This window comes from Klebsiella pneumoniae complex sp. WS1778 (genome assembly GCF_049472055.1).
Classification (GTDB): domain Bacteria; phylum Pseudomonadota; class Gammaproteobacteria; order Enterobacterales; family Enterobacteriaceae; genus Klebsiella; species Klebsiella quasipneumoniae.
On sequence record NZ_JBKGTJ010000002.1, the window covers coordinates 128,372 to 140,607 of the forward strand.

Consider the following 12,236-nt stretch of genomic DNA (forward strand, 5'->3'; position numbering starts at 1 on the left):
CGGACTACAGGAAATGAAAAGCAGAAGTTTTGCGCAATTATAGCGGGCTGACAGGACATCAGCCCGCGGGATGACAAAGTTTTACTCAGGCGAGGGTACTGATCCGCGCCAGTTGCTCAAAATAGTCGGGGAACGTTTTCGCCGTACATTTGGGATCAAGGATAGTCACCGGCGTATCAGACAGCGCCACCAGCGAGAAGCACATCGCCATCCGGTGGTCGTTATAGGTGCCGATTTCAGCAAACTTCAGCGTCGCCGGCGGGGTGATGCGAATATAATCTTCACCCTCTTCCACCTCGGCGCCTACTTTACGCAGTTCTGTCGCCATGGCGAACAGACGGTCCGTCTCCTTGACCCGCCAGTTGTAGATATTGCGCAGCGTGGTAGTGCCTTGCGCGAACAGCGCGGCGGTGGCGATGGTCATCGCGGCGTCCGGAATATGGTTCATATCCATATCGATAGCCTTGAGCTCGCCACGGGTGCAGGCGATGAAATCGTCGCCCCAGGTGACGGTGGCGCCCATTTTTTCCAGTACGTCGGCGAAACGAATGTCGCCCTGTACGCTGCCGCGGCCAATACCGGTGACCTTCACCGTGCCGCCCTTAATGGCGCCAGCGGCGAGGAAATACGAGGCCGATGAAGCATCCCCCTCCACCAGGTAATCCCCCGGTGACTGATACTGTTGCTTGCCGCGCACCACAAAGCGCTGATAAGACTGGTTGTCCACCTCAACCCCGAAGGTTTTCATCAGGTGCAGGGTGATGTCGATATAGGGTTTCGACACCAGATCGCCCTTAATGGCGATAACGGTATCCTGCGGCGCCAGCGGCGCGGCCATCAGCAGCGCGGTCAGGAACTGGCTGGAGACACTGCCGTCAACGTCGACGTTGCCCCCCTGGAACCCCCCGCGCAGGCGCAGCGGCGGATAATTTTCCTGCTCCAGATAGTCGATCTGAGCGCCGCCCTGACGCAGGGCATCCACCAGATGGCCAATCGGGCGCTCTTTCATTCGCGGCTCGCCGGTGAGCACGATATCGTTGCTGCCAAGGCACAGAGCTGCCGCCAGCGGGCGCATCGCGGTACCGGCGTTGCCGAGGAACAGCTCCAGCGCCGCTGCGGCATGCAGCGGGCCGCCGTTGCCGGTCACTTCACAGCGGGTACGGTCAGCAGACAGGGTGTATTGAACCCCCAGCGCACTCAGGGCATTCAGCATATGGCGCACATCGTCGCTGTCCAGCAGGTTGGTCAGCACCGTCGTGCCGCGGGCCAGGGCGGCCAGCAGCAGCGCGCGGTTGGAGACGCTTTTCGAACCAGGCAGGTTCACGGTGCCCTCTACGCGTGCGATGGGTTGTAACGTCAGGGATTCCATCAAACTTCACTCTCAAACAAACAGAATAAAAACCCCGCAGACAGGCCGCGGGGAGGAAGAAAGAAACGGGCGATTAACCGTGGCGGCGTTCGAAGTCCAGCATAAAGTCGGTTAACGCCTTCACGCCGTCCAGCGGCATCGCGTTGTAGATGGAGGCACGCATGCCGCCCACCACCCGGTGGCCCTTCAGCGCGTGCAGCCCGGCGGCAAACGACTCTTCAAGGAACAGTTTATCCAGCGCGCTGTCCGCCAGCTGGAACGGCACGTTCATGCGGGAGCGGTTGGCTTGCGCCACATCGTTACGATAGAAGCCGCTGTTATCGATCACGCCATACAACAGTTCGGCTTTCTGCTGGTTGATCTTGTCCATCGCGGCGACGCCGCCCTGCTGTTTCAGCCACTTAAACACCAGACCGGCCAGATACCAGGCGAACGTCGGCGGCGTGTTAAACATCGAGTCATTCTCGCTTAACACGGTGTAGTCGAGGATTGACGGGCAGGCCACGCTGGCTTTACTCAGCAGATCTTCACGCACGATAACCAGCGTCAACCCTGCCGGGCCGATATTCTTCTGCGCGCCAGCGTAGATCACGCCGTAGCGGTTGACGTCAATTTCGCGAGACAGAATAGTGGAGGAGAAATCGGCGGTCACGATGACGTCGTCGCCGAAGTTCGGCGTATCGTCAATCGCGATACCGTCAATGGTTTCGTTCGGGCAGTAGTGCAGATACGCCGCGCCCGGCGTCAGCTGCCACTCGCTCATTGGCTTGACCGCGCGCTTGCCGTCGACGGTGATTTTCGCGTCGATGACGTTAGGCGTGCAGTATTTCTTCGCCTCTTTGACCGCGCTGGCCGCCCAGTAGCCGGCGTCCACATAGTCAGCGACGTTTTTATCGCCGAGGATGTTCAGCGGGATCCCGGCGAACTGGCCGCGGCCGCCGCCATGGCAGAACAACACTTTATAGTTGGAAGGGATGTTCAGCAGAGAACGGAAGTCCTGTTCTGCCTCTTCTGCCACCTGGATGAATTCCTTACCACGGTGACTGATTTCCATGACCGACGTACCCAGACCGTGCCAGTCGCACAGTTCCTGCTGAGCCAGTTTGAGTACTTCCGCCGGCAGCATTGCCGGGCCCGAACTGAAGTTATAGACCTGAGCCATTTCCCCTCACCACGTTGCTATGTTGTTTTGCCCGCGAACCGCCGCGGGCATAAGTTATTCCTGTGGCTATCGGTTTTATCATTCAGTGACACGGTCCGCAATGGCTAAAACTCGCCGACGGCAAAACGCGGCGGCCGTCACACAACAGAATCTATCGGCTTGACGTAATAAAACCGACATATTTGCTGTCAGGTGAGCCGTTTCGCCCGGCTGGCCTTCGACCATTCTGCATTTGCGCAGCGGGGACATATTCGCTTTTCTCCCGCCTGCATCGCCATCACGATGCTGCAGCGTACGCAGGCGTAGATCCCTTCCTGAGGAATAGTGGTATAGCGCGTGGTGCAGTGCGTCGGGAGGATCGACAACCCGGCCCTCACCTCGTCATCGGGATAATAAAACACGCTGATCTGGCCGTTGGTTTCAAGGATCGCCAGCCGCACCTGGCCGAGCTGCTCGACGCTGTTGACCCGCAGCTCCATAAAAAATTCGAATTCGGTCATATTTTCCGCATGCAGTTTCTCCCAGGCCAGCTGCCCCTCCTCCACCACCACGATAGGTTTCCCCTCCAGCAGATCCTCCAGCTTTTCGCTATGTCCCATCAGCCACATGATGCCGCGATAAAGCAGCGCCAGCGTGACGAAGACCACCAGCACCGGCAACAGCGGGACATCGTCATAAAACGCCACGTCCCCCGCCGCCGAACCGAGGGTCAAAATAATAAGCACCTCAAACAGCGACATCTGCCGCACGCCGCGCCGTCCGGTAATTTTGAGGAAAATAAAGACCAGAACGAAGGTGTAGAGGCTGCGTAGCGCCACCTCGCCGAGAAATTCCACCGGCACTTTATCGAGCGCCATCCGCTGCCAGTCAAAGGCTTTCATTATCATCTCCCTGAGTATTAAAAGATGTCTCTAAGCATAGCCAGATGATGGAGATAGCACCTGTCAGATAAAAGCCGTATCATTGCGCGCTTTCCGTACGACAAAAGTGATCGCCATGACCCAAACGTTTATTCCCGGCAAAGATGCCGCCCTGGAAGATTCCATCGCTCGCTTCCAGCAAAAATTGCTCGACCTCGGATTTGATATCGAAGAGGCCTCGTGGCTGAACCCGGTGCCGCACGTGTGGTCCGTTCACATTCGCGATAAGGAATGCGCGCTGTGCTTTACTAATGGTAAAGGCGCCACCAAAAAGGCAGCCCTCGCCTCCGCGCTGGGCGAATATTTCGAGCGCCTGTCCACCAACTATTTTTTCGCTGACTTCTGGTTAGGCGACACTATCGCTAATGGCCCGTTCGTTCACTACCCGAACGAAAAGTGGTTCCCGCTGACCGAAGACGACGAGGTCCCGGAAGGCCTGCTGGATGCTCGTCTGCGCGCGTTCTACGATCCGGACGATCAGCTGACGGCCAGCATGCTGGTGGATCTGCAATCCGGTAATGATGAGCGCGGCGTGTGCGGCCTGCCCTTTACCCGCCAGTCCGACGGCGAAACGGTCTATATTCCTATGAATATCGTCGGCAACCTGTATGTCTCCAACGGCATGTCCGCCGGCAACACCCGTAATGAAGCTCGCGTGCAGGGCCTGTCCGAAGTCTTTGAGCGCCACATCAAAAATCGCATCATCGCCGAAAGCATCAGCCTGCCGGAGATCCCGGCGGAGGTCATGGCGCGCTATCCGGGCGTCGTGGAGTCGATCGCCAAACTGGAAGCCGAAGGTTTCCCGATCTTTGCCTATGATGGCTCGCTGGGCGGCAAGTATCCGGTTATCTGCGTCGTGCTGTTTAACCCGGCAAACGGCACCTGCTTCGCCTCTTTCGGCGCCCACCCGGACTTCGGCGTGGCGCTGGAGCGTACGGTCACCGAACTGCTGCAGGGCCGTAGCCTGAAAGATCTCGACGTCTTCACGCCGCCGACCTTCGACGATGAAGAAGTCGCCGAGCACGCTAACCTCGAAACCCACTTTATCGACTCCAGCGGCCTGATTTCCTGGGATATGTTCAAGCAGGATGCCGACTATCCGTTCGTGGACTGGAGCTTCTCCGGCACCACAGAAGAAGAGTTCGCCACCCTGATGGCCATCTTCAAGGCCGAAGATAAAGAAGTATATATCGCCGACTACGAGCACCTGGGCGTTTACGCCTGCCGTATCATCGTCCCGGGGATGTCGGATATTTACCCAGCGGAAGATCTGTGGCTGGCGAACAACAGCATGGGCGCTCATCTGCGCGACACCATTCTGTCCCTGCCGGGCAGCGAGTGGGAAAAAGAAGATTACCTGGCGCTGATCGAGCAGATGGACGATGAGGGTCTGGATGATTTCACCCGCGTTCGCGAACTGCTGGGCCTCGCCACCGGCAAAGACAACGGCTGGTATACCCTGCGCGTCGGGGAGCTGAAAGCCATGCTGGCCCTGGCCGGCGGCGATCTGGAGCAGGCGCTGATCTGGACCGAGTGGACCATGGAATTCAACGCTTCGGTCTTCAGCGCCGAACGTGCTAACTACTATCGCTGCCTGCAGACCCTGCTGCTGCTGAGCCAGGAAGAGGAGCGTCAGCCGCTGCAATACCTGAACGCCTTCATCCGTATGTACGGCGCCGAGGCGGTCGAAGCCGCCAGCGCGGCGCTGAGCGGGGAAGCGCCGTTCTATGGCCTCCAGGCTGTCGACAGCGATCTGCAGGCCTTCCCGGCCCATCAGTCGCTACTGAAGGCTTATGAAAAACTGCAGCGGGCGAAGGCGGCGTTCTGGGCAAAATAAGCCCTAAGCGCGCCATCGTGGTTGCCAACAACGGAGCCCAATGTGGCTCCGTTGATTTCACCTGACGAGGTGGCCACTATAGTTTGTAGTTGTAAAGTTAATTAATAGTAAATAACGCGCTTATAACATTTACCATTCGTTAATTTTAAATAAAATACTCCATATTAATTAACTCAAGAAATGGCGTGAAAACGAAAAAATTCAACATAATTTATAAATTTTAAAATTTATTTTCCTCATAATATTCAATTACTTAATTCAATAAATCACAAAAACCACACACTAAAAAGGCATATAGTTCCGGTGAGATATGATCTATATCAATTTCCCTTCTATAATGCTTTGTTAGTATCTCACCGCCAACTTATATAAAGAGAGAGTTAGTGTGAAAGCTGACAACCCTTTTGATCTTTTGCTCCCTGCCGCGATGGCGAAAGTCGCCGAAGAAGCAGGTGTCTATAAAGCAACGAAGCATCCGATGAAGACCTTTTATCTGGCGATCACCGCTGGCGTTTTCATCTCCATCGCTTTCGTATTCTATATCACCGCGACCACCGGCACTGCCGCGATGCCTTATGGGATTGCCAAGCTTATCGGTGGGGTCTGTTTTTCCCTGGGTCTGATTCTGTGCGTTATCTGCGGCGCTGACCTCTTTACCTCTACGGTATTGATCGTGGTGGCGAAAGCCAGCGGTCGAATTACCTGGGGGCAACTGGCAAAAAACTGGCTCAACGTCTATTTTGGTAACCTGGTGGGCGCACTGCTGTTTGTGCTGCTGATGTGGTTATCAGGCGAATATATGACTGCCAACGGCGGTTGGGGGCTTAATGTCCTGCAGACCGCTGACCACAAAATGCACCATACTTTTGTGGAGGCCGTGAGCCTGGGTATCCTCGCTAACCTGATGGTTTGTCTCGCCGTATGGATGAGCTATTCCGGTCGTAGCCTGATGGATAAAGCGATGATCATGGTCCTGCCGGTAGCGATGTTCGTTGCCAGCGGCTTTGAGCACAGCATCGCCAACATGTTTATGATCCCGATGGGTATCGTAATCCGCAACTTTGCAAGCCCGGAATTCTGGACCGCAATCGGTTCGACTCCGGAAAGTTTCTCTCACTTGACCGTTATGAACTTCATCACTGATAACCTGATTCCGGTAACTATCGGGAACATTATCGGCGGGGGTCTGCTGGTCGGGTTGACATACTGGGTCATTTACCTGCGTGGCAACGACCATCACTAAGGGTTGTTTCAGGCAGTAAATAAAAAATCCACTTAAGAAGGTAGGTGTTACATGTCCGAGCTTAATGAAAAGTTAGCCACAGCCTGGGAAGGTTTTGCGAAAGGTGACTGGCAGAATGAAGTCAACGTCCGTGACTTTATTCAGAAAAACTACACCCCATATGAAGGCGACGAATCCTTCCTGGCTGGCGCGACTGAAGCGACCACCAAGCTGTGGGACACCGTAATGGAAGGTGTAAAACAGGAAAACCGCACTCACGCGCCTGTTGATTTTGACACTGCCCTGGCTTCCACCATCACCTCTCACGACGCAGGCTATATCGAGAAAGGTCTGGAAAAAATCGTTGGTCTGCAGACCGAAGCGCCGCTGAAACGTGCGATCATCCCGTTTGGTGGTATTAAAATGGTTGAAGGTTCCTGCAAAGCGTACAATCGCGAACTGGACCCGATGCTGAAAAAAATCTTCACCGAGTACCGTAAAACTCACAACCAGGGTGTTTTCGACGTCTATACTCCGGACATCCTGCGCTGCCGTAAATCCGGCGTACTGACCGGTCTGCCGGATGCTTACGGCCGTGGTCGTATCATCGGTGACTACCGTCGCGTTGCGCTGTACGGTATCGACTTCCTGATGAAAGACAAATTCGCCCAGTTCAACTCACTGCAAGCGAAACTGGAAAGCGGCGAAGATCTGGAAGCGACCATCCGTCTGCGTGAAGAAATTGCTGAACAGCACCGTGCGCTGGGCCAGATCAAAGAGATGGCGGCTAAATATGGCTACGACATCTCCGGTCCGGCAACCACCGCTCAGGAAGCTATCCAGTGGACCTACTTCGGTTACCTGGCTGCCGTGAAATCTCAGAACGGCGCGGCAATGTCCTTCGGTCGTACCTCCAGCTTCCTGGATATCTACATCGAACGTGACCTGCAGGCGGGTAAAATCACCGAGCAAGACGCGCAGGAAATGGTTGACCACCTGGTCATGAAACTGCGTATGGTTCGCTTCCTGCGTACCCCGGAATACGATGAACTGTTCTCCGGCGACCCGATTTGGGCAACGGAATCCATCGGCGGTATGGGCGTTGACGGCCGTACTCTGGTGACCAAAAACAGCTTCCGCTTCCTGAACACCCTGTACACCATGGGGCCGTCTCCGGAGCCGAACATCACTATCCTGTGGTCTGAAAAACTGCCGCTGAGCTTCAAGAAATTCGCGGCTAAAGTGTCCATCGATACCTCTTCTCTGCAGTATGAGAACGATGACCTGATGCGTCCGGACTTCAATAACGACGACTACGCTATCGCATGCTGCGTAAGCCCGATGGTTGTTGGTAAGCAAATGCAGTTCTTCGGTGCTCGCGCCAACCTCGCAAAAACCATGCTGTACGCTATCAACGGCGGCGTGGATGAAAAACTGAAAATGCAGGTGGGTCCGAAATCTGAACCGATCAAAGGCGACGTCCTGAACTTCGACGAAGTCATGGAGCGCATGGATCACTTCATGGACTGGCTGGCTAAACAGTACGTCACTGCGCTGAACATCATCCACTACATGCACGACAAGTACAGCTACGAAGCCTCTCTGATGGCGCTGCACGACCGTGACGTTATCCGCACCATGGCGTGTGGTATCGCGGGTCTGTCCGTTGCTGCTGACTCCCTGTCTGCTATCAAATATGCGAAAGTTAAACCGATTCGTGACGAAGACGGTCTGGCTGTTGACTTCGAAATCGAAGGCGAATATCCGCAGTTTGGTAACAACGATGCTCGCGTCGATGACATGGCCGTTGACCTGGTTGAACGTTTCATGAAGAAAATTCAGAAACTGCACACCTACCGCAACGCGATCCCGACTCAGTCTGTTCTGACCATCACCTCTAACGTGGTATATGGTAAGAAAACCGGTAACACCCCAGACGGTCGTCGCGCTGGCGCGCCGTTCGGACCAGGTGCTAACCCGATGCACGGTCGTGACCAGAAAGGCGCTGTTGCCTCTCTGACCTCCGTAGCGAAACTGCCGTTTGCTTACGCGAAAGATGGTATCTCTTACACCTTCTCTATCGTACCGAACGCACTGGGTAAAGATGACGAAGTTCGTAAGACCAACCTGGCGGGTCTGATGGATGGTTACTTCCACCACGAAGCGTCCATCGAAGGTGGTCAGCACCTGAACGTGAACGTGATGAACCGCGAAATGCTGCTCGACGCGATGGAAAACCCGGAAAAATATCCGCAGCTGACCATCCGCGTATCTGGCTACGCTGTACGTTTTAACTCCCTGACTAAAGAACAGCAGCAGGACGTTATTACCCGTACCTTCACTCAGACCATGTAATTCCCTGTCTGACTGAAAAAGCGTACAATAAAGGCCCCACATCAGTGGGGCCTTTTTAACAAGTAATCCCCGCCCTAGCCTGCTTTGCCAGTTATCTATACTTTGGGTATCTGTCAAAACAGACTCGACACAGCCGCTGAGCTGTGCACCAACACGGCCCCGGATGGGCCACATCTGGAGAAAACACCGCAATGTCAGTTATTGGTCGCATTCACTCCTTTGAATCCTGTGGCACCGTTGATGGCCCGGGCATCCGCTTTATTACTTTTTTCCAGGGCTGCCTGATGCGTTGCCTGTACTGCCATAACCGTGATACATGGGATACCCACGGCGGCAAAGAAATCACCGTTGAAGAGCTAATGAAAGAGGTGGTGACCTATCGTCACTTTATGAATGCTTCCGGCGGCGGCGTCACCGCATCGGGCGGTGAGGCGATCCTGCAGGCGGAGTTTGTTCGCGACTGGTTCCGCGCCTGTAAGAAAGAAGGTATTCATACCTGTCTCGATACCAACGGCTTTGTCCGTCGCTACGATCCGGTTATCGACGAACTGCTGGAGGTAACAGACCTGGTGATGCTGGATCTCAAGCAGATGAATGATGAGATTCACCAGAACCTGGTCGGCGTCTCTAACCATCGTACGCTGGAATTCGCCCAGTATCTGGCGAAGAAGAATATCAATGTCTGGATCCGCTACGTGGTGGTTCCGGGCTGGTCAGACGATGATGACTCCGCGCACCGCCTGGGTGAATTTACCCGCGATATGGGCAATGTCGAAAAAATCGAGCTGCTGCCATACCATGAGCTGGGCAAACACAAATGGGTAGCGATGGGCGAAGAATACAAGCTGGACGGCGTCCATCCGCCGAAGAAAGAGACCATGGAGCGGGTAAAAGGCATCCTTGAGCAGTATGGCCACAAAGTGATGTACTAATCCCGTCCGGGCCGGTGAAGGCCTGCAACGGCGTGGGAAGCCGTGTCCGTCCAGCCGTTGCATTCTCATGCAAAGCGGCAGGTTGGCTGTGCAGCAGCAAGCTTAGGTAATTGAAGCGGATGACGCGCAGCATGCGCTGCGCGTTACAGGATCAGGCGTGCGCCACCGGCGTTGGATGATGCCCGGCTTTGCGCAGCAGGGTCAGCAGATAGATAAACGACACGCTGGCGATCATGATAAACAGCAGGTTATCCGAGAAGTTCTGCATCAGCATCGCCGTCAGCGTCGGGCCCAGCAGGCTGCCGATGGTATAGCTCATCAGCAGCGCCTGGTTCATCGCCACCAGCTGATGGTGCTCCACTTTCTCACAGGCCCAGGCCATCGCCACCGGATACAGCGTGAAACCGGATGCCCCAAGCACAAACAGCGCCGGCGCCATTGCCGCCTGGCTGAGCATCGCCAGACATCCCAGAATCACCACAAAAACCTGCACCCGCAGCACCAGCAGGCGACCGTAGCGGTCTGCCAGCCGCCCTACCGGCCACTGGCCGAGGATCCCCGCGCTCACCATCACCGCCATCCAGAAGCCAATGCCGGCGTCGCTGACGCCCTGATGGTTCAGCCACAGCGGCATCAGGCCATACAGCGAGCCGAGGACAATCCCCGAGATAATACAGCCATTGACCCCGTGGCGCGCCTGGCGCAGCTTAAGCATCGGCCAGATCCGTACCGTTTCATGCGGCTCTTCGGCCTGCCCCATAATGCGGGTAAACAGCAGCGGCAGGATCGCCGCCAGCGCCAGGCCCGTCACCCACGGCAGGACGCTCATTAAATCAGTGGGTAGTTTACTGACCATCAGTTGGCCGAGTACGGTACCAACGTAATAAACCATCATGTACGCCGCCAGCAGACGACCGCGGCTGCGAGAAGTGCCGCTGCAGACCAGCGCACTTTCCACTACCACCCAAATCATCGCGCAGCCTACGCCGGCGATAAACCGCCAGCTCAGCCACGTCCAGAAGCCCACGGTGATCCCCAGCCCTACGCAGCCGACGGCAAAGATTAACGACGCGAGATAATAGCTGCGGTTAAACCCCAGGCGCTTGATCACCCAGCCGGCAAGCAACGTACCGGCCAGGTTGCCGGTAAAATAAGATGACCCCACCATGCCGACCTGCCAGGTTGGCATATTTTCATGGGCGAGCCACAGCGGGACGAGCGTATTCAGCACCGCTATCGCCAGGGTCAGTAAAAGCAGGCCACAGAGCAGCATTTGCACTGGCCGGGTGTAGATGGTCATGGGTAAAAACCGTGAGGAATGTTCAGATCGCGAGCGCATCATGCCACCGCTAAAAACATTGTCAATCCACCTGAAATCAGGCCTGACGCGGTTTTGCAGGGCACGATAGAAGTTTTTTATCCACAGAAGGGGGAAAGGTGAGGCAACAAATAATACGCTATTGTTTTTCTTAATTTATTAATAAATCCCGGCGTTAATTTCAGTCGAAAAATTTCATCTATCAACAGCACGTTTTCATCATGCCGGCACGCCTGCGCCGGCATGATGAGGCTGATTAACTGGCGATAGCCATCCCGACGGTCATATGCAGACCATAGAATACGCCGCGGCCAATCATCTCTCCCGCCAGCACCAGAACAAACGCCAGGCCGAGCAGCGAGAGCGCCGGCTTGCGGCCGCGAATCTGCGGCACGCACCAGCAGGCCAGGGCCAGCGCCAGCAGCACCACGCGCCAGGCCATAAGCAGCCCATAATCCGGCACCAGGGCGGAGGCCTGCTGAATTGAGCTGCGGATAGTGGCGAGTTCAATCCCCTGCATCAGGACCACCACAATACTCGCCAGCAGCGCCAGCAAAGTGACCACCGGCAGCAGGCGCATCGCCCAACCGTCGACGCCTGCGACGCGCAGCAGCAGATAGCCCAGCAGCGGGCCGCCGATAAACAGCGTCAGGAAGAAGCTCAGCGGCGTCCAGACGGTATACCAGGTCGGCACCGTGTCGATGGTGTTATAGACCCGCACCATCATCCAGACGAAGATCACCCCCAGCGCCATGGTCACTACCAGCCACAGGCTACGCAGTCCGGCAGGCAGCTTTTTGCACACGGCCAGCAGCCAGCCAATCCCGCCAATGGCGAAGAAGATCGCCCCGCTGGCTATCTCATTACTCAGCGACGAGGCCCCCACGCGATTGAGCGAATTAAAGGCCCGCAGCGGCGAACCGAGGTGCATTGTCGAGGCGATAAACCCGACCCCCATCAATACCCACAGGCCGAACATGCTACCTACCACGCGCTGCTCCTGCTCACGGGAAAGCTTGCCCGTCATCAGCGCCAGCGCCAGGACGATGAAGCCGCCCGCGACGCACTGGCCGAAGACCGTAAAGATCATCAGCGGCCATTCATGCCATCCGTTTCCCATC

9 protein-coding genes are annotated in these 12,236 nt (G+C 55.9%); 4 read left to right on the forward strand and 5 right to left on the reverse strand.

What is annotated here, in order from left to right; translation table 11 throughout:
* Nucleotides 1-85: 85 nt before the first annotated feature.
* From aroA to ACLEXF_RS10620, 3 genes are all read right to left on the reverse strand, one after another.
* Nucleotides 86-1,369: a 3-phosphoshikimate 1-carboxyvinyltransferase gene (aroA, locus tag ACLEXF_RS10610; protein ID WP_023320069.1), complete on the reverse strand. Its 1,284-nt coding sequence runs from the start codon at nucleotides 1,367-1,369 to the stop codon at nucleotides 86-88.
* Between the two features lie 73 nt (nucleotides 1,370-1,442).
* A complete protein-coding gene (gene serC, locus ACLEXF_RS10615) occupies nucleotides 1,443-2,531 on the reverse strand; it encodes a 3-phosphoserine/phosphohydroxythreonine transaminase (protein WP_276418430.1) in 1,089 nt (362 codons plus the stop codon).
* A gap of 188 nt (nucleotides 2,532-2,719) precedes the next feature.
* A complete protein-coding gene (locus tag ACLEXF_RS10620) occupies nucleotides 2,720-3,412 on the reverse strand; it encodes a DUF421 domain-containing protein (RefSeq protein ID WP_004201382.1) in 693 nt (230 codons plus the stop codon).
* A gap of 115 nt (nucleotides 3,413-3,527) precedes the next feature.
* On the opposite strand from ACLEXF_RS10620, the gene ycaO reads away from it, so the two are divergent.
* The 4 genes from ycaO to pflA all read left to right on the forward strand — a co-directional run bounded on the left by ycaO (nucleotide 3,528) and on the right by pflA (nucleotide 9,797).
* Entirely contained in the window at nucleotides 3,528-5,288 is a 1,761-nt protein-coding gene (gene ycaO / locus ACLEXF_RS10625) for a 30S ribosomal protein S12 methylthiotransferase accessory factor YcaO (protein WP_023320066.1), read from the forward strand.
* A gap of 385 nt (nucleotides 5,289-5,673) precedes the next feature.
* A complete protein-coding gene (gene focA, locus ACLEXF_RS10630; RefSeq protein WP_004201380.1) occupies nucleotides 5,674-6,531 on the forward strand; it encodes a formate transporter FocA in 858 nt (285 codons plus the stop codon).
* Between the two features lie 51 nt (nucleotides 6,532-6,582).
* A complete protein-coding gene (pflB, locus tag ACLEXF_RS10635; protein WP_004201379.1) occupies nucleotides 6,583-8,865 on the forward strand; it encodes a formate C-acetyltransferase in 2,283 nt (760 codons plus the stop codon).
* 191 nt (nucleotides 8,866-9,056) lie between these two features.
* Nucleotides 9,057-9,797 carry a pyruvate formate lyase 1-activating protein gene (gene pflA, locus ACLEXF_RS10640; RefSeq protein WP_002898145.1) on the forward strand — a complete coding sequence of 247 codons (741 nt, stop codon included), beginning with the start codon at nucleotides 9,057-9,059 and terminating at the stop codon, nucleotides 9,795-9,797.
* 151 nt (nucleotides 9,798-9,948) lie between these two features.
* Here pflA and ACLEXF_RS10645 read toward each other — a convergent pair whose 3' ends face one another.
* Together ACLEXF_RS10645 and ACLEXF_RS10650 are read right to left on the reverse strand one after the other, a co-directional pair.
* The gene (locus ACLEXF_RS10645; RefSeq protein WP_004201378.1) at nucleotides 9,949-11,097 is read right to left on the reverse strand and encodes an MFS transporter; all 1,149 of its coding nucleotides are present in this window, start codon (nucleotides 11,095-11,097) and stop codon (nucleotides 9,949-9,951) included.
* 274 nt (nucleotides 11,098-11,371) lie between these two features.
* Nucleotides 11,372-12,235, reverse strand: coding sequence for a dimethyl sulfoxide reductase anchor subunit family protein (locus tag ACLEXF_RS10650; RefSeq protein WP_062914568.1), 864 nt, complete (start codon nucleotides 12,233-12,235; stop codon nucleotides 11,372-11,374).
* Nucleotide 12,236: the final 1 nt, after the last annotated feature.

What these genes read in the sequence shown, in the direction of transcription:
- ACLEXF_RS10620 (WP_004201382.1), bottom strand. Translation starts at nt 3,412, where the DNA reads ATGAAAGCCTTTGACTGGCAGCGGATGGCGCTCGATAAAGTGCCGGTG.
- pflA (WP_002898145.1), top strand. Translation starts at nt 9,057, where the DNA reads ATGTCAGTTATTGGTCGCATTCACTCCTTTGAATCCTGTGGCACCGTT.
- ycaO (WP_023320066.1), top strand. Translation starts at nt 3,528, where the DNA reads ATGACCCAAACGTTTATTCCCGGCAAAGATGCCGCCCTGGAAGATTCC.
- aroA (WP_023320069.1), bottom strand. Translation starts at nt 1,369, where the DNA reads ATGGAATCCCTGACGTTACAACCCATCGCACGCGTAGAGGGCACCGTG.
- ACLEXF_RS10645 (WP_004201378.1), bottom strand. Translation starts at nt 11,097, where the DNA reads ATGACCATCTACACCCGGCCAGTGCAAATGCTGCTCTGTGGCCTGCTT.
- pflB (WP_004201379.1), top strand. Translation starts at nt 6,583, where the DNA reads ATGTCCGAGCTTAATGAAAAGTTAGCCACAGCCTGGGAAGGTTTTGCG.
- ACLEXF_RS10650 (WP_062914568.1), bottom strand. Translation starts at nt 12,235, where the DNA reads ATGGGAAACGGATGGCATGAATGGCCGCTGATGATCTTTACGGTCTTC.
- serC (WP_276418430.1), bottom strand. Translation starts at nt 2,531, where the DNA reads ATGGCTCAGGTCTATAACTTCAGTTCGGGCCCGGCAATGCTGCCGGCG.